Source organism: Streptococcus sp. GMD3S, assembly GCF_000298695.2.
In the GTDB taxonomy this organism is placed as follows: Bacteria; Bacillota; Bacilli; order Lactobacillales; family Streptococcaceae; genus Streptococcus.
Genome location: NZ_AJRC02000003.1, coordinates 1 through 19,001, shown reverse-complemented (window position 1 = coordinate 19,001; position 19,001 = coordinate 1). Strand labels below are relative to the sequence as shown.

The 19,001-nt window shown below is 40.6% G+C and carries 11 protein-coding genes and 1 pseudogene; all 12 read right to left on the bottom strand.

Features of this window, described 5'->3' with window-relative positions; genetic code table 11:
• Positions 1-110: 110 nt before the first annotated feature.
• Positions 111-953, bottom strand: a complete 843-nt coding sequence (locus GMD3S_RS0201925) for an aldo/keto reductase (RefSeq protein ID WP_000844560.1) — start codon at positions 951-953, stop codon at positions 111-113.
• Positions 954-1,034: 81 nt separating this feature from the next.
• Positions 1,035-2,426, bottom strand: a complete 1,392-nt coding sequence (gene pgdA / locus GMD3S_RS0201920; protein WP_000742163.1) for a peptidoglycan-N-acetylglucosamine deacetylase PgdA — start codon at positions 2,424-2,426, stop codon at positions 1,035-1,037.
• A gap of 102 nt (positions 2,427-2,528) precedes the next feature.
• The gene (gene ezrA, locus GMD3S_RS0201915; RefSeq protein WP_000064804.1) at positions 2,529-4,256 is read right to left on the bottom strand and encodes a septation ring formation regulator EzrA; all 1,728 of its coding nucleotides are present in this window, start codon (positions 4,254-4,256) and stop codon (positions 2,529-2,531) included.
• An 80-nt stretch (positions 4,257-4,336) separates the two neighbouring features.
• A complete protein-coding gene (gene gyrB, locus GMD3S_RS0201910; protein ID WP_000134074.1) occupies positions 4,337-6,283 on the bottom strand; it encodes a DNA topoisomerase (ATP-hydrolyzing) subunit B in 1,947 nt (648 codons plus the stop codon).
• Positions 6,284-6,296: 13 nt separating this feature from the next.
• The gene (locus GMD3S_RS0201905; protein ID WP_008278047.1) at positions 6,297-6,860 is read right to left on the bottom strand and encodes an HAD-IA family hydrolase; all 564 of its coding nucleotides are present in this window, start codon (positions 6,858-6,860) and stop codon (positions 6,297-6,299) included.
• Between the two features lie 460 nt (positions 6,861-7,320).
• The gene (locus tag GMD3S_RS0201900; protein WP_000970253.1) at positions 7,321-12,048 is read right to left on the bottom strand and encodes a glycoside hydrolase family 70 protein; all 4,728 of its coding nucleotides are present in this window, start codon (positions 12,046-12,048) and stop codon (positions 7,321-7,323) included.
• A gap of 86 nt (positions 12,049-12,134) precedes the next feature.
• Positions 12,135-12,998 (bottom strand): helix-turn-helix domain-containing protein, encoded by an 864-nt coding sequence (locus GMD3S_RS0201895; protein WP_000909920.1) that lies wholly within the window; start codon positions 12,996-12,998, stop codon positions 12,135-12,137.
• A gap of 371 nt (positions 12,999-13,369) precedes the next feature.
• On the bottom strand, positions 13,370-13,924 hold the full coding sequence (locus GMD3S_RS0201890) for a DJ-1 family glyoxalase III (RefSeq protein ID WP_000246650.1): 555 nt from the start codon (positions 13,922-13,924) through the stop codon (positions 13,370-13,372).
• A gap of 10 nt (positions 13,925-13,934) precedes the next feature.
• Positions 13,935-15,158, bottom strand: a complete 1,224-nt coding sequence (locus tag GMD3S_RS0201885; protein WP_000830418.1) for an FtsW/RodA/SpoVE family cell cycle protein — start codon at positions 15,156-15,158, stop codon at positions 13,935-13,937.
• Positions 15,159-15,163: 5 nt separating this feature from the next.
• Complete coding sequence (locus GMD3S_RS0201880) at positions 15,164-17,653, bottom strand: bifunctional DnaQ family exonuclease/ATP-dependent helicase (protein WP_025172945.1); 2,490 nt, start codon at positions 17,651-17,653, stop codon at positions 15,164-15,166.
• A 199-nt stretch (positions 17,654-17,852) separates the two neighbouring features.
• On the bottom strand, positions 17,853-18,704 hold the full coding sequence (locus GMD3S_RS0201870; RefSeq protein WP_000863089.1) for an NAD(P)H-hydrate dehydratase: 852 nt from the start codon (positions 18,702-18,704) through the stop codon (positions 17,853-17,855).
• Positions 18,705-18,718: 14 nt separating this feature from the next.
• A pseudogene (locus GMD3S_RS0201865) lies at positions 18,719-19,001 on the bottom strand (phosphate ABC transporter ATPase); the annotation flags it as partial.

The window sequence follows — 19,001 nt, the reverse complement described above, 5'->3', positions numbered from 1 at the left end:
AATCCATAAAATTATTTCATTATACAAACAATTTAGATTTTTTATACACAAAAAGACTAGAATTTAAAATTCCTAGTCTTTGTTATTTCAGTATAAATAGATTTCACAAACTAAAAATCCATCTCATCCACACGAGGTGCGCCCGAAGTCACTAAAATTGTCTTTAAGACTTCTCGCTCGTCTTTGCTGAGTTCAATTCCAAAACAGTCAAGATTGCTCTGGATACGAGAGGCTGTCACTGACTTAGGTAGGGGTAAAAAATCTTCTGCCAAACTCCAAGCCAAGGCAATTTGAGCCACTGATTTCCCATGCTTCGCAGCAATTTCTTGGACTTCTTTCTGTTCAAACAACTCTCCTTGTCCAAATGGCCCCCAAGCCTCTAAGAGAATTCCTTTCTCTCTACAGTAGTCAACCACTTCCTCTTGATAAACTCCTGGTGCCAAGCGCACCTGATTGACCGCTGGAATGACTCTTGCTGTCTCAAGCAAGGCATCCAAATGATGAGGAAGGAAATTACTAACGCCGATAGCACGGATTTTGCCTTCTTGGTAAAGATCCTCCATCGCTCTCCAGACTTCAGCATTGCGAGTTTTCCATTCGTCATTTTCTCTTAAAGGTTTTGGATTTGGCCAATGGATAAGGTACAAATCTAGATAATCCAATCCCAGTTTTTCCATTGATTCTTCAAATGCTTGGCGAGCTTCATCATAGCTGTGATTGGTATTCCAGAGTTTGGTCGTTACAAAGATTTCTTGTCTTGGAATACCGCTATCTCGAATAGCACGACCAACACTTTCCTCATTTTTATAGATAGCTGCAGTATCGATATGTCGATAACCATCCTTTAAGGCTTCTAAAACGGCTTGGTAGGCTACCTCTCCATTTTCAGCTTTCCATGTTCCAAATCCTAGTACAGGAATTGAAATTCCATTATTAAGGGTATAAGATTTCATCGTTTTTCCTTTCTATGTGAAGAAAATCTAAAGAAACAAAATCCTGATTATCAGAACACTTGCCCCTTTAGATTTTAACAATTATTGATCACGATCGTAATAGATCTCGTGAGCTTTTAAGCGAGAATTGAGCAATTCAGGAACGGTCACAAATGTATACCCTTCACCCTTTAAATACTCAATGACACTTGGTAGGGAATTAACTGAAGGACCATGGATATCATGCATGAGGATGATAGAACCATTGCGAACCTGACGTTGAATCTCTGTCAAAATGGCTGTCTCGTTTTTACTCTTCCAGTCCAAACTATCCACGTCCCACATGATGAAGCTTAAATCAAGGCCGTTTCGAATATCATCAGTGATGGCACCATAAGGTGGGCGCATCAGTTTAGAGCTTGATCCTAAAACTTGAGTTAACAAATCTTCTGTATCAGTAATTTGCTTTTTAGCATCTTCGAGCGAAAGTTGTGAAAGAACAGGATGACTCCAGCTGTGGTTTCCTACAACATGACCTTCAGATTTCATTCGTTTCAGAAGATTTTCATTACCTGCAATGTTTTTACCAAGTACAAAGAAGGTTGCTTTTACACCATATTTAGCTAAAGTATCCAAAGCCTGCGTGGTTGTAGTAGGATTTGGACCATCATCAAAGGTCAAGGCTACAACCTTTTTGTTTTTCTTAGCAAAGTATGCTTGGTAAAGTTCAGCATCCTTTTCTAATAGATAAGAAGACTCAATGACATCAAAGAAACTGGATATGGGCAAAGCAATTTCCTCAACAGTCTCTCCAGCATTAGCAGGATAAAGGATGATTTGACTATCCTTATAATCAAAGCTCCAAGATGTCAATTCTTGGTCTGTGAAGCTCTTTATAACTTGATCAATTTTTGCCTGGTCAAGTTTCTTATCTTCTAGAGTTGATTTGATTTGACTCAGTAAGAGTTCCTTAGCCTTACTTGCATCTTTGAAGAGTTTACTGAGGTCAAAAGCTTTCCCATCTTCGGTCAAGAAAATTTTCCCTAAAGAAGTCTTTTCTTTTTCTTCAACCTTTGATGCAGACAAATCGTAGACTTGCTTGCTGATATTACGAGCAACAACTCCCTTTAAGACGGGATCCAATTGCTCACTATAATAAAAGACCAAGTCCTCTTTATCTTCCAGCTTTTCTTTAATATCCTGGTTGATTTTTTCTCTAACAGACGCAATGACTTCCTCTCCTTGCAGAGGGTAGTAGGCAATCACCTCAGCTTGACCTTTTCGGAAATGGTCCTTCTGACTACCTGAGTTGAATTGCTGGTCCTTTTCGCTTTTTAGCGCTTCAATTTTTTGTTCGTAAGATTGCTTTTGTAGTAGCTTATAACCAATAGCACTTCCTAATAGAATCGTAGCAATTCCTAAGATTCCAACAAGGGAAAGCAATAGCCTTCTCGTTTTATCGTGAGAAACACGTTTCGCTCTATTTTTTTTCATATTTCCATCATATCAAATCGAGGCTATTATTTCAATGATAAACAAGAATTCTGATTTCTTTTTAGAAAAATAAAAAAGCTTAGAAATATCTAAGCTTCTCGTTTAGAAACGAATCGTTTCACGTGTTTTCTCATATGAAGTTACAAAACGGTTTGTGACTCCTGGTTCAGCAACTTCCAAGGCTTGTGAAATTTTTTCAAATGACGCCTGGTAGTCAAACTCTTTTTCAAAAATTTCAAGCGCTTCGTTGAAGGCCTCTTGGATACGCTCATCAAATGAACGGTAACGGTTTGAGTATTGGAGTAGTTGCTCAGTCAAGGTTGCATATTGAACGATATCATAGGTTTCTGTTTCAAGTGCTTCCATATCATTTGTTGCGACTTCAAGAATTCGTTTAACCGATTCAATATTCACTTGTGGTTGTTCTAACTCTGCCATCAAATCTTCTGTGTTATGACTTGCAGTAAAGAAAAGTTTCAAGAAACTTTGAGGAATACCTGGCAAGTTTCTCTTCTCCATGTAACGTTTGATAGTATGCAAACGGTTCACATAGACATTTGCTTTTTGGCGAGCATTGAGGTCGTCTTTTTCAATTTGCGCAAGTCGTTCGCTAACAGAGATTTGCTCATCCTCTATATCCTTGAGGTTGCTTTGAAGCATTTCCAACTGTTCTTCAAGAACAGAGAAGGCTTGAGTTGGCTCGCCTTGGTCTTCTGTTACCTCTAAGATAGCTGTATCAAGTGCAGCCAATTCTGCTTGAAGACGACGAACATGATTGCCATCACTTTCAGGAAGAAGGTAGGTTTTAGTCAAGCGTTCAAGGTCCTGAACAAGCACCTGATTATTTTCTTTCAAGTGGTTGAGATAAGTTGGTAATGTAGCAAGAAGACTTTCAACCACTTTTTGAGCTGCAATTTCACGAGTGAAGATATCATAAAGTGCGTTGATTTCTTCTTGGATGCGATTATTTTCATACTCTGCATTGTCCAATTCCAACTGACGAATATTTTCTTGATTATTTTTCAAAGACTCATGCAAAAGTTGGAAACGAGACTCGATATCTGTTTCTGTAAAGTGGTAGTTGGCATCCAACAGCTTGCGATAGCCTTCTTCCAAATCTGCTAATTGTTCTGGCAGTTCTTTTGTCAAGGTTTCAACAAGAGCTGGAATTCGCTCAACGATGTGTGTCAAAGCGAGAATATGATTTTCAGTTGAATCAAGAATTGCTGCCGCTTCAACCGGGTCACCTGATGAATTTAGGGTAACAAATTGAGAGAATTCAGATTGGATGTTTTCCAATTGTTTCTCAATCTCAGGAAGGGCTTTCCCATATTTCTCCGAATCTTCTGCAACAGTATGTTGAAGGGATTCAAACAAGTCCAAAGCATGAAGGACACGGCCACTATTCTTAGATTCTTGTTTTTCAAGTTCAGAAAGGGCATTGCGAATAGCTGCAATATCTTCTTCAATCAAGCCAATTTGGCTTTCAATTTGATCAATCTTGTGAGCAGCTTTGAAAAAACGGAAAGAATTATTGTAGCTTTCAGCTTCAAAGAGGTGATTTTCAATATCAGCAAATGAATTCAGAGATAAATCAACCCATTTTTGGTTCCATTCACGGAAGGTCACCTGACTTTGACCAATCAAGTGCATGTTTTTAACGGCTTCAACCTCATCATTTACAGGAAGGTTGTAGAGTTCTTCTTTTCTTTCTTCAAGGGCCGTTAATCTGCTTACATTACGCTTACGTAAAAAGATAGCTGTTACATAAGCTAAGATCAGAATGACTGCAATCGCAACCATTAGATAAATTAGTTGTCCATTAGACATATCAAACTCCTTTTATACTAGAAACAATCGTAATGATTATATCATATTTTTTAAACCAAGGGAACTATTTCCCACATTTTTTAGACGTCAAGTGTACTGTAAACAGCGTTTTCTTCGATAAATTCGCGACGAGGTTCTACTCGATCCCCCATCAACATATCAAAGATTTTATCTGCTTCGGCAGCATCATCTACCGAAACACGCGCCATCAAGCGATGTTCAGGATCCATGGTTGTTTCCCACAATTGGTGGTCATCCATTTCTCCCAAACCTTTATAACGTTGGATGGTTGGTTTTGAACGCCCTTCACTATGACGTGCTAAGGCTTCTTGGAGTTTAATTTCTTGATCTGCACCAGGTTGAATGTATTCTTTGATCTCACTTCCCACTTTAACCCCATAAATCGGTGGTTGGGCAATGTAGACATAACCAGCCTCTAAGATTGGTTTCATGTAGCGGTAAATCAAGGTTAGCAGGAGTGTTCGAATGTGGGCTCCATCAACATCGGCATCGGTCATCAAAACGAGTTTTTGGTAACGAGCCTTAGTGACATCAAATTCTGCACCAAATCCTGTTCCCATGGCTGTGAAAAGACTTCGAATTTCTTCGTTGGCAAGGATTTTATCCATGCTAGCTTTTTCAACGTTCAAGATCTTACCACGAATTGGAAGGATAGCCTGGAACTCACGGTTACGACCAGATTTGGCTGATCCACCAGCTGAGTCTCCTTCGACGATGAAGAGTTCGGTTTCAGCAGGGTTGTTAGAAGAACAGTCTGCTAGTTTTCCTGGCAAATTGGAAATTTCCAAACCAGATTTCTTGCGTGTGACTTCACGCGCACGCTTTGCAGCTACACGAGCCTTGGCAGCCAAAATCCCTTTTTCCACGATACGCTTAGCAATCTGTGGATTTTCCATGAGAAAATCAGAGAAGGCGTCGCTGAAGAGGCGATTGGTAATCTTGACTACTTCACTATTCCCCAGTTTGGTCTTGGTTTGTCCTTCAAACTGCGGGTTTGGATGCTTAACTGAGATAACTGCAGTCAAGCCTTCACGGACATCTTCCCCTGTTAGGTTATCTTCATTGTCTTTTAGTAGTTTATTCTTGCGGGCATAGTCATTGATAACACGTGTCAGAGCCGTACGGAAACCTTGCTCATGCGTACCACCTTCATGGGTGTGAATGTTATTGGCGAAACTCATGACGTTTTCGTGGTAACCGGTTGTGTACTGCATGGCTACTTCAACTGTGATATCATCCATCTCACCGTCTGTGTAGATTGGTGTATCAAAGATCACATCCTTGTTCTCGTTGATATATTCAACGTAGCTAGCAATCCCACCCTCATAGTGGTAATGTTTAGTCTGTTCGAGACCTTCACGCTTATCTGTGATGGAGATTCGAAGGCCTCGGTTCAAAAAGGCTAGTTCTTGAATACGTTTGTTTAATTTTTCAAAGTCAAAAGTTGTTGTTTCTGTAAAAATCTCTGGATCTGGTGTGAAGTGAACTGTTGTTCCCGTTTTATCCGTATCTCCAACCACCTCAAGATCAGCAACAACATGACCACGACGGTATTCTTGGTAATGAATCTTACCGTTTTTATGGACATGAACATCTAGTTGAGTTGAGAGGGCGTTTACTACTGATGAACCTACACCGTGCAATCCACCTGAAACCTTGTATCCGCCACCGCCGAATTTTCCTCCAGCGTGAAGAACTGTAAAGACAGTCTCAACAGCGGGACGTCCTGTTTTTTCCTGAATATCAACAGGAATTCCACGCCCATCATCCACAACGGTGATGGAATTATCTGGCTCTATAAAGACTTGGATGTGACTGGCAAATCCAGCTAGAGCTTCGTCAATTGAGTTATCAACGATTTCCCATACTAGATGGTGAAGACCTTCTTTTGAAGTTGATCCAATATACATACCTGGACGCATACGAACAGCTTCAAGTCCCTCCAAAACTTGAATTTGACTGGCATCATAATCCTGTGCCTGTTGATTTTTGATTTCTTCTGTCATTTTTTCCCTTTTCTTACATGTCTATTGCTTGTCTCAATGTCGCAACGTTATTAAAAAGATAGGCATCTAAGCCAGCAGCTTTACCTGCTTCTACATCAATATTTCTGTCACCAATGACCAAACCAGATGTAATATGATATTTATCACGTAAATAAATCATGGACTCAGGATCTGGTTTCCGTTTAAAGCCAGAACTGGCAGTCACCACCTCGGTGAAGTAGTTGGCTATCTGGGTCTTAGCAAGAAGTTCTAGTACTTGGTCATTTCGATGAGAAACCAAGAAATGGCGACCACCCTTGTCCGAAATGTCTTTGAGTAATTCTGGAATTCCCTCAAACAAAACTGGATGTTCTAGCTCACGCGCTTCATTTTCTTTATAGTTCTCTAAAAAATCCTCGATATCTGGTGCAAACTTCTCGATGGCAAAAGCTGTCGAAACCTTCAAAGCTTCGTAGACTCGGTCGTGTTCTTGCTCTATTCCGTATTGGGCTAAGGTTTCTACAAAGGCTGCAGTAGAAGTCTCATAATTATCCAATAGGGTACCACCTAAATCCCATATATAGTCGTGATATTTCATACCCTTCATTATACCATTTTTTTATGAAAAAAGCGATGATTTCCTAGATTTTTCGGCTCTATAATTTCTATAGAGAGTAAAACACGATTGCATCTATGGAGCCTTTTTGTGAAGAATAGCTCCTCTATAAATAATCAAGCAAAATCTTTCTTATCTCAAATGTACAAATTAAAAAATAGAAACTACTAACAACCGCGTCATTGTTCGCAAACGAAACGCTTTTGGATTTCAAAACTTTAAAATTAGAATCCTCATTGCTTTGAATATCACATTAGAAAGCAGAAAAAGATTATTCCAATATGGAGTCCCTTGTTAATTCATTACAGTTCCCAATGATTCCTTCTTTCTTTTCAATTGTAATTTATTCTCCAAACAGGCAAAAAACGATAACGTCCTTTTAAGGTGTTATCGTTTTTGTATATCATCAGCTAAAGCTTGATTTTTATTGAGCTAAATTCGATTAGTTTCTTCCGAAGTTTTGACCTCTACCATCGCGGTCAAAATACATCCAACTTCCATCTTCAAGTTGAATCCATTTGCTTCGAGCCATATCCCCTGAATTGGCATCGAAATATCGACTAACTCCATTCACATCAACAACTTTTCCTTTGACTTGCTTGCCGTCTTGCGTGAAATAGAGAGTCTGTTGACCGACCCGCTGCAAGCCTGTCACTGCTTTTCCAGCTTGATCAAAATAGTACCACTCATTTTGGGAACCTTCGACAAACTTGTTGGTTGCCATCTCTCCTGAGTTAGCATCAAAGTAACGGATACTCTTATCTGAAAGTGTCACGATTTTACCCTTGACTTGCTTACCATCTTGGTCGAAGTAAAGTGTTTGTTTGCCAATCTTTTGAAGGCCTGTCACTGCTTTACCAGTTTGGTCAAAGTAATACCATTCGTTCTTAGCACCTTCTGCAAACTTGCCGACTGCCATTTCTCCTGAGTTGGCATCAAAGTAACGGATGGATTTATCAGCCAAAGTTACTACTTTACCCTTGACTTGCTTGCCATCTTGGTCAAAGTAAAGTGTTTGTTTGCCAATCTTTTGAAGACCTGTTACTGCTTTACCATTTTGGTCAAAGTAATACCATTCGCTCTTGGCACCTTCTGCAAACTTGCCGACCGCCATTTCTCCTGAGTTGGCATCAAAGTAACGGATACTCTTATCTGAAAGTGTCACGATTTTACCCTTGACTTGCTTGCCATCTTGGTCAAAGTAAAGTGTTTGTTGACCAATCTTTTGAAGACCTGTCACTGCAACTCCATCTGCTCCGAAATAGTACCAATCACTTGGGTTATCACCTTGAGCAAAACGATTGATAACAGCATTTCCTGAATCCTTGTCAAAGTAACGAAGTTTGCCATCTTTAGCACTCACAATCTTGCCCTTAACCTGATAGCCGTTTTCATCAAAGAATTGCTGTCCATCTCCTATCTTGACAAGACCTCGAGCCATAACGCCCTTGGCATCAAAGTAACGCCAGTTTTGACCATCAGTAGTGTAGTAACGGTTGAGAACTTGGGCACCAGTTTGATCATAGTAGTACTGATTACCATTTTCATCTTCACGGATAGAATCACGAAGTTGAATACCATTCTTCAAGAAATAAACGTGCTTGCCATCAATTTCATGAGCACCTGTTACTAGATAACCTCGTTTATCGAAATAATACCAATTTCCATTTTCATCTTGGATAAAGGAATTTTTAGCTTGATAACCACTAGTTGAATAGAACTTAGTACCATTGGCATCACTAACAAATCCTGTGTAAGCATTCTTATTAACTAATTGCTTAGGCAATACTATCTCGCCATTTTTGTTAGTAAGATAGTCGTTGCTAGCCCAGTCTTTAAGAACATAGTAAGCACCACGACCTAAGATATTGGTACCATTGAAGTACTTAGCCGACCACTTGGTAATCTTCTCATCTGTTGTCATCTTTTGACCATTGGAAATCTGTACTCGTTCAAAGATCTCTGGATATTTGGCTTTAAGCTCATCCAAGTAGGCTCCACCGTATTTACCTTGGAAATCAGTCCCATTGGTCTTACTATTAGCTACATAGAGTTTTTCCTTAATTTCTGAACCTTCACGGTAGGTTCCGTAGTTATTGACACGTGTTGCTGTTACCACTTCCTTACCTGGTAGGTTATAGATTTGGTCTGGTACCCAGTCTGCGATGGCTTGGATATTGACACTGTGAAGCGCACGAAGAGCATTGAGCAAATCTTTTAAAGAACCATATTTATTGTTCTTGCTCATCGCCATATCGTAGCGGTCTTCAAAGGCATAACCATTCTGAATGATAGAATCTAAGAAAGTACCGTCTTGGCTAGATACATACTGAGGTGGTAGCTCAAATGAAGTTACTCCCCATTCCTTGAAGAGGTTGACATTTTTAGCAATGACTTTATTAGTATATTGGTCATCGCGGGTTGCAAAGTCTTGGAAGTTAGAAAATCCTTCGTAAATCAACTGAGAATCAAGGGCTGCGCTAGATTCGTAGACCTGACCACTAGCGTTTTTCTTCTTGCTTGCTGTTGTACGAGCATCCTGATCTGCCTTAGCGCCAACTGGTACCCAAACAGCCAGATATCCAGAAACCTGTACATTGCTGTAGCCTGCAATATCATTCATATCAAAGGTTAAAATACCATTAGCATCTGTCTTCTTCCAGAGCGATTGCGGCACTTCTTCGTCAGTTAGATAACGGGAAATACCATCTTTGGTCGTCAAAAGCACAGGGCGATAGTATTGATTCTTGTGGGCTGCTCCCATATTGACTTGCAGTTTATCCCATTCGTTCAGTTTCAGGTTAGGGTTGTTAGAAGCAATAACAGCCATCCCTTGAGTACGAGTTTCTGCTGTTCCTTCATCTGTTGCTTCATTGGCACCAGTACCGTAGCGCACAGAAGTCAAAATACCATTGTAAGACCATTTATCAGCCTCACGAGGTACACCCATATATGTGACTTTCATGTCTTGTCCACCTGCTACATACTTAATACGAGCACGCAACAAGGCATCGATAGCATCGTGGTAAGGAGATTTTTTCTCCATGTATTGACCATCATCGGTATAGAGGTCACCATAGTAGACCCGAGTGATAGAGTCTTTATTGGAGAGCATGAGGGCATGGGCAGTTGGGATGTTGAACTGCGTATACTTCTTGTCTGCCTTGCGCATATCTTCGTTGTAGATCTTGAAGGCTTGCTTGAGTTCATCCATGGTAAAGGTCAAACCATCCGTATTTGGATTGATATTTTCTCGGATGATGTCAGCAATAACAGTTTGTACTTCACTGTCATGAGCCCGAACAAAGATATAGTTAGCCATCCGTTCGCCATTTTTCTTTTCAGAAGAACGGTCATTTAGACTATTTGTAATCGTAGGCTCTACTCCGCTACGGATAGATAGATTACGCATGAATGAATAAAGCAAGGACAAGCGTAGCTTGTTGTCAATTGCTAGTTGAGCACCTTTAGTATCTTTGTTGTAGTCAGGATCGTTATCAGACCAAGCTTCCAAGATAGACAAATGCTTGATGGCTTCTTCTTCACTTTCTCCCACCTTGTAGCGAGACTTGAAGTAGTCAGATGCGATTTGGAGCAAGTCTGCGTTGACATTGTCCACCGCATCGACACGAACTCCATCAAAATTAGCAGTCGGATCATTGGCTACGATGCTTCCAAAGTTCATCATAAAATGCAACCAGTTGAGTTGTTCGGCCTGAACAGCTGGATTAGAGTTGTCAAAGTCGTTAGCGAGCAAGAACTCATAACCACCGTTTGACTTGTCAATGAAGTACTTAGGTTTACCTGTTTGACTAGTAGGGGTACGGTTAAGCAGACGGAACTTAGAGTCAGCATGAGAGCTCTTCTCATTATTAGTATAAAGCAAAGCTCCACCCTGCAAGTGGTCCTTTTTAGTACCAGTTGTTTCAGACTCTGACTTGATATTCCAGTTTGGCTGGGTTTTGACAAAGGCACCCATCAGCGTTCTCAACCATTTGGTATCGCCTTCTTTACCAATTTTTTCCTCAATTTTGCGCTGAACCTGCTGAGAAGCACCTGTCAGGAGAGCTTGTTCCACTTTGTTTTCAAAAGCACCTGCTCCCAGACCTTGCTGGTTCATATAGTTGAGGTAATTAATCTGAGTACGTTTATCAGGCCACCAAGCCATCAAAAGAGGACGTAAGTCTGTTTCTGTCGATGCCGTCCATGTTTTTCCATCTTTTAAGATGAACTTTGGACGATACCAGCTATCTGCTGTCAAATAACCGTCTACAGTTTCAATATCCTTGTCAGTCGTACCATAGAAAGCATTCTTTTGGGAGAATTCATTATTGAGACTGCTGGTTCCTTGTTGGAACTGATATTCATTTGAATCAACTAAGGCACCCGTTTCTGCATCAAAATAAAGTATTCTACCATTAAGTTCAACTGCAAAGTTCTTTTTAACTGTACCATCGTCCTGAACATAGTAATTTTTACCATCAATGGTCTTAATATGAGATAGGACATCATCATCATGGTCAGCATTTACAGGTGCAGGTTGAGCCTGATCTGCCACCATTCTTTCAGCTACTGCTCCTTGTTTTTGAGCAGGTTCGGGCAAGCGATCTTTCTTTGCAACCTTTGGATTTGCAACAATCTTGTCTTCAACAGCCGATTTTTCTCGTTTGTCGCCTTCTTGGTCTTGGGCAGTTGTTGGCCTTGCTTGTTTATTCTGCTCTGCTACTTCTGTTTTAGGAGTTTCTGTGATTGCATTAGCAGCTTTAACTTCTTCTGCAACAGCAGCCTTTTCTGTAGATGCTTCTTTCGTATCTGCTGGTTTAGCAGGCTCTTGAGCATTGGTTTGAACTGTTGCTTCCGTATTTTCTGCTGGTTTAGCAGGTTTTTCACTAGCAGCAACATCGCCTGTCACCTTGTCTGCAGGGGTTGCTTTTTCTGCTTCTTTCTCAGAAGCTACGTTAGCTTGGGCTGGAGTTTGCTGACCCGGACCACTAGTCTGAGCTGTAGCAGGTTCTTGAACCACAACCTGCTTTACATCATCCGCATGGACAACGCCTGGTTCTAGACCAAGTACCTTTGGTGCTACAATAAGGGCCAAGGTAGTCAAAGCAATGGCTACCCAGTTTTTCTTAACTTTATGCATCTTATAATGAATCTTTTTCTCCATCATAAAACCTCCTTCTGAATTTAGTATAAAGTTATGCCCTTATTCTAGTATATTTTTCAAAATGATCTTTTTTTGTTGCACATCTACAACTATGAAAGGCAAATTCTTTCAAACTGTTCTTTAAGCTTTTGGGCAACACCAAAGGAATCTAAAAATTCAAAAAAAGATAGGCATTGCTCGATATCACTGAGAGCATTAGTATTCCCGACCTTATAGGCATACAGAGCCCTATGATACTTAATCAGCGTTCGATCATATAGATCTGTTTCAGGGATTTTAGAGTGGTCGAGATAATTGAGAAACCTCATAGCAACTAGCAGATGGTTTCCTTCTATACAGACGCTAATGACATTAAGTAGCATCTTGATAATACGGCGGCGATTTTCAGGTAGGTTGTTATAAAACTGGGTACGATTGATCATCTCACTAGCGAAGGTTTCCAACGTTTCCAAGGTCATCAAATCAACACTGTTTGTAAAAAGCCAGAGTTCATAACGTCCCCACTCCTCAACAGAAAAGAGATGATCCGTCAGGAATTCTATATCCTTCTTGCTAATCTGAAAATCTGAGCAACAGGAAGACAGAAGAGCTCTGACAATGATCGTATTGAGTTTATAGTTTTTCTTCTCAGGAAACTGTTCGGTCAAAGCTTCTGAGCTTGACAAAATATTTTGGAGCTTGACAACATTGTTTTCCTGATATGCATCAGCTACTTTTTTTGAAAACAGCACATCATCTGAATCAATGTAATTATGGTAAACATACTGAAACTCCTCTAGGGAAACGGCCATATTTTTTAAACAGCAATAAAAAGAATCAAGTGTGATCCCATTAACTCCCCGTTCAAAACGGGATAGCTGAGCTACGGAAATATCACCAGCAGCTACCTCTTTCAGGGACATTTTTTTTGATTCTCTAATGACTTTGAATATTTTTCCAAATGCTTTCAACATATCACTCCCCCAGTTTCGTATATGCAAAAAATTCTTACTAATTTTAATATACTAGTAACATGTTTCAATTATATTACAGAGAAAGTACTTTATATTTCAAATTAATACAAGCAGATTAATTCGCATGATAAGACCGTTTAATATAGCATTTATTGAATATTATATCTTTTCATGAATCTATTGATTTCAGTAGAAATCTGAACTATTCTATCTAACAACTTGAAAACACTAACATTTCTAGAGATAGATTCCTTCTTATGTTAAACGAATCTTGATTGATTTATAAAAGTTTGATATAAAATCGCAAGACAATCATATGAAACATTTTTTAGACATGGAGTAAATTAAAAAACGAGAGCCGAACTCTCGTCTTACTGTTGATTTCCAAAGACATCTAGATAGAGCATGCCGTCTCGTAAACTTTCAGCATCCCCTCCCAACTGCTCTACCAACTCATAGGCAAAGGCAAGTGCGGTTGACGGTCCTCGGCTAGTTGTTAGATTGCCATCCACAACCACTGTTTGCTTTTGATAAATTCCGTCAGTAATTTGCTCCTGAACTCCGTCATAACAAGTAAAGTGCTTGTCTTTCAGGACACCTGCTTGATGAAGAGCGATTGGGGCTGCACAGATGGCAGCAATTTTCTTTCCAGCTTGGTCAAAGGCTTTAATCTGTGAAATGAGGGCTGGATTATCCCGTAGGTGAGCTGAGCCTGGCATACCTCCTGGAAGAACGACCAAGTCATAGTCGGACAAATCACCATCAAAGATACGGTCAGCTTTTACCTGAATGTCATGTGACCCTGTCACCTGCTCTTCAAATCCTACCATATCACAAGAAATGTTTGCTCGACGCAAGACATCGACTACTGTCAAGGCTTCAATTTCTTCAAAACCCTGGGCTAAAATAACTGCTACTGTTGCCATAGTGGCCTCCTTATTTGATTTGTTTTAGGACGACTTTCTTTCGTTTGAATGAAATCTTCCCACTCTTTTCTTCAGCTAGATTGGTCTGGTAACTCATAGATAAGAGGAGACCAACTCCGATAAGGTTACTAATAATTGCGGACCCCCCTTGAGAGATGAAAGGTAAAGGAATCCCTGTCAGAGGAAGCAAGCCAGTCACTGCGCCAATATTTTCAAATATATGGAAGAGCAGCATCATGATAAAGCCAGTCGAAATATAGGTATAGAACTGGTTATTTGATCTGAGCGTAATCTTCAACATCCGATAGATAAGAAGTAGGTACAAAGCAATGACAAATACTGAACCAATGAAGCCGAAATCTTCCGCAATTACTGTGAAAATCATATCACTCTCGCGTACTGGAATGAGGAGATTGGACACATTGAAACCTTGTCCAAACAAGCCACCACTTCCAATCGCAATTTGTCCCTGCGCCTGTTGATATGTTGTTGTTTGTGCAAAGTCAAAGGGATTGAGCCAAGCCAAGATGCGGTTGATCTGGTAAGTTGGCATCCCAATCTGATGCAAGAAGGCACGTCCATCCTTGCTTATAAAGATGGCCATGAAGCCTGCAACAGCAGTCACTCCTGTCGCAAAAACAGGAATGATAATCTTCCACGAAACACCTGAAAGGAGAACCATACCGGAAAAAATAGCTACGAAGACCAAGGCAGTCCCCAAGTCACTTTGTAGGGCTAAGAGGATCAAGACTGGGATGGTAAAGGCAATCATCCAACCAATCAGTAGGAAATCCAAGGGAATAGTCCGTCGCCATTCCTTGTGTTTTTGAGTGAATCTTACAATGGCTCGAGCCAACATCAAGATATAGGAAATCTTCATGAATTCCGATGGCTGGAAAAGTGTCGTTCCACCAATCGATACCCAGTTCTTGGCACCTGTTGACGCTACAAGATTTGGATTGTAGAAAACAAGAGGTAGGACCATCAAAGCTAGCCCTAGACCATAAAGATAGGGAGTCACCTTCCATAAAAACTCGGTATTAAAGAACATGACCACAAAACCAATGACAAGGCCCAAGGAAATCCATGCGATTTGCTGACCTAGAATTGGTAATACATTATTTGGATAGTCATGACTAACTGCTATATAAATGGCCACTACTCCAATCACCAGTAAACAAAACACTGGTAGGAGGAGGCTATAATCGACTCGAGAGTCGAAGGAACGTTTCATATTTTTTACCTTTTCTCTTTCTTGGATTTTTCTTTCATTCTATTGCAACGAGATTGGAGAAAATCAGCTACAGCAGGCTCTAGCTGTTCTCTAGAAAGAACCTGAACAGCCCTTTCTTTTGACAAGGCCTGAGCGATTTGTTTGCCGTAACGCTTGCTAACGACACGACTATCTAAGATAACAGCAACCGAACCTTGGTCAGATCTTCTAACAGTACGGCCCAGAGCTTGTTTTAGCCGAATGATCGCCATCGGCAACTGATAATCATAGAAAGGATTTTTCCCTTCTTGACGCAGTTCTTGGTTTAATTTTTTGGTTAAAGGCTCTTGGGGATTTTGGAAAGGCAATCTCGGAATCACTTGAATCACGCAAGGATGGGTTGAAAAATCAACCCCTTCCCAGAAACTACCTGTTCCAAGCAAGATCTGGCGTTCGCCCTTTTCAAAACGTTTTTTCAGTTGGCTTGGTTCCCCATTTTTATACTGAGCTAGATGCGGTTGGTCGAGCAGGTCCGAAACTGCCAGCAACATTTCTTTTGAGGTAAACAAGACCAATAAGGGTTCTTGAAAGGCTTGTAAGCTTCGAATGACAGAAGCCACTTCACTAGCATAGTCAAAAGGCGAAACTTCTGTCACAAGAGGAAAGTCATTGACTAGAAAGACTTCTTGTTGCTCCTGCTTTGCTACATCAAGCCTAACAAGTGGAGCTTCTGAAAAGCCCAATAAATCTGCTAGGGAAACCCGATTGCTGATTTCAAGAGTGGCCGATACTCCTAGAAGTCTACAATCTTCTGGCAATAGGTCTGCTAGTATAAAGCGGCCTTTTTTGCTTGAACAAATCAAGACATCCTTGCTCGATTTCTCTGCTGTAGCAAGCCAAAATTCACGGTCCGAGGTGAAAAAGTTTGCAAGCTCTCGATACTCTGGGAGAGCTAACTCCGAAAAATGCTGGCGCAAGTGTTCGAGAGAATCCAACCACTTTCCATTCTTAAGGCCTGACTGATAGTGCTCCATCAAGTAACGACATTCAAAACCTATACTCTCAAGCAAGCGTTTCTGAACCAAATCTTCCTCTGACTCTAAGGACTTTTCAATTTGAGTTACAAGTTCCTCAAGGCGGTAAGCCTGCTGGGCTAGATTTTCAAGGGCTAGCAGCATTTTTTGAGCTTCATCCAAGATCACCAAACGGTTGTCGATAAACTCTGGATTGTCTTCCAAACGTGTGACCAGATAGGCATGATTAGTCAAGAGAACGCGACTGGTCTTGGCCTTTTCCTGCCCTCGTTTCCAAAAATCCTCTGTGGCAAATAAACTTTTCTTTGAAAGCTTGCCATCGTGGACTAGTTCTGGCAGAAAGTGCTGGTAGCGATAAAGTTGCCCGATTTCGTCCAAATCACCAGTCTCTGTCTCCGTTAGCCAGATGAGCAGTTGCATTTTAAAGCGTGTGAAAAGGCGATTGGACTCTGGTCGATGGAGGACTTGGTGAAAAGCATCCAGTTTCAAGTAATTTTGAGGCCCCTTGAGACTATGAATTTCCAGATGGAAGACCTCTTTTAAGCGCTGACCTTCTTCTTGCATGATTTGATTTTGAAGAATTTTGGTCGGAACACTCACTAGGATACCTGTTTGACTCTCCAAGTTCAAAGCTGGGAGGAGATAACCATAAGTCTTGCCCAGTCCCGTTTGAGCTTGGACAAAGGAAATCTGGTGTTCTTCCAATAAGTGCTCAACCTTCTCCGCAAATTCCAACTGTTGCGGACGCTCCTCCAGCCCCAATAAAGAAATGTTTTTAGCAAAATCTTTGGATAACTTGCGTGGTACTAATGCTTGACTTTCCTTTCTCAGGAAAAGTCCATGGAGTTCCATCAAGTCTGGCGAAGACAAGAGAGATTGCTGCTGGTAAACCTCCTCAATCACCAGATAACTTTCATAGAGAAGGTTGTCTGCAAGGTCTAACAAGCTTTCTAAAAGCCCTTTTGGTAACTCAAAAAGTTTTTGACGCATGTAAAGCAAGAGTTCAGCTGTTGCCTGAGCATCAGACAGGGCAGCGTGGGCTTGTTCTAGTTCAATTCCCAACTCTTGACAAAGGATACCTAGATTGTATTTTTCAAACTGAGGATATAAAACTTGGGCTAACTCAACAGTATCCACCCGCGGTGTGCGCAATTCATATCCTTCAAAAAAGAGGAATTCTGCAAGAAGGTTAGCATCAAACTGTACATTGTGCGCAACAAAAATACCGTCCTTAACCAATTCAAAAATTTTTCCAGCCACCTGAGAAAATTCTGGTGCCGCAGCCAAGCGTTGATCGGTTAGACCTGTTAATTCTTTGATATGAGAATCCAAGGGTTCGTGAGGATTGACATCAGTCGCATACTGATCGACGATCTCGCCATTCTCAATCACCACAATGCCTACTTGAATAATTTTTGCCTTGCTTCCGGTGCTGGTCGCCTCTAAATCAACGACCACATACCGATCATTTCTCGCATTCATCATTAAAAATTATATCAAAAAAAGCATGATTTGACATCCCTCAACTTTGATAACAATCTCGCTTTAATTGCTAGTTTGACTAAAAATCAAGACCTTAAAAGTGAGAATTTCACGCAAGTTCTGCAGTTGGTCGCTGGTTCTGAGGTATTTGAAAACCTTATCAACAAAGCTACATCAACATAAAAAGACAACCAAGGTATTAGCTGCCTTTTTGAGATATTTTTTTCATTGTTTTGGGGAGGAGCTTGCTAATTTCTGTTGGCAAGACAAGGTAGTTTTCTTGAGCTAGTTCTTGAGCAATGGCTGAGTGCAGATGGGTCGCTACTACTACGCGTTCATAGAGATTGACATGTGGAAACTGACCTGCAAAACCTGCAATCATCCCAGCCAAAGTATCTCCCATCCCACCGGTTGCTTGATAGGGACCTCCAACCTCCAGTTGATAGTATTCAGGTTTGCCAGCTTTCCAGATACGAGTCGCTGGACCCTTCTCAACTAGAATTGTTCCTTGAGGAAAAGAAGAAAGAGCCCTAGCAGTCGTCTCTGTATTTTTATGTTCAAGAACTATACCAGACAGTCTTTCCCATTCCTTTTGGTGGGGAGTAAGAATGAGCTGACTAGATGGAAATGGCAAATGACCTTTTGCTAAGATGCCCAAAGCACCGCCGTCTACAATCAAAATCTGGTCTTTTCTGAGACTGTCAAAAACTCGTTTTACGAGTTCTTCTCCAAATGCATCCTCTCGCAAACCCGGACCTAACAAGACAACTTCTGCCTTTTCCAACTGTTCTTTTAGTAATGCTTTATCCTTTAGAGAAAAAGCCATTGCTTCAGGTAAATGGCTGTGCAGGGCTGAGATATTCTCCTTATCCGTGCCAACAGTCACCAACCCTGCCCCACTTCTGACAGCTGCAATGGCTGACATGATGATAGCTCCCCCATAAGGATAAGTCCCTCCCAGTAAGAGCAGACGTCCGTAATCTCCCTTATGGCTATGACGAGAACGTTCAATAATGACTTTTTCTAATAAAGTTTGATCAATCACTTTCATCGTTTTTTCCTCAACTATCCTTTATCTGATTGTTTTAAAACAACTTGATAGACTTTCTTAGTCCACTCTTCTAAGTCTTCTCCATCATAGTCAAGATAACGCACCCTATCTTGTATTTTAGTTGGAATAATATTTTCAAATTGGCACTTATTATGAGTTGGAATAATGCAAATATACAACTCACTTAATAAATTAAGCATGTCCTTAATTTTTACAGCATGGTAACCATCAAAAATATAACCAGGAACTTTAATCAAATCTGTATAGATAAAATGAAAACTTACTCCAGGAATAAAC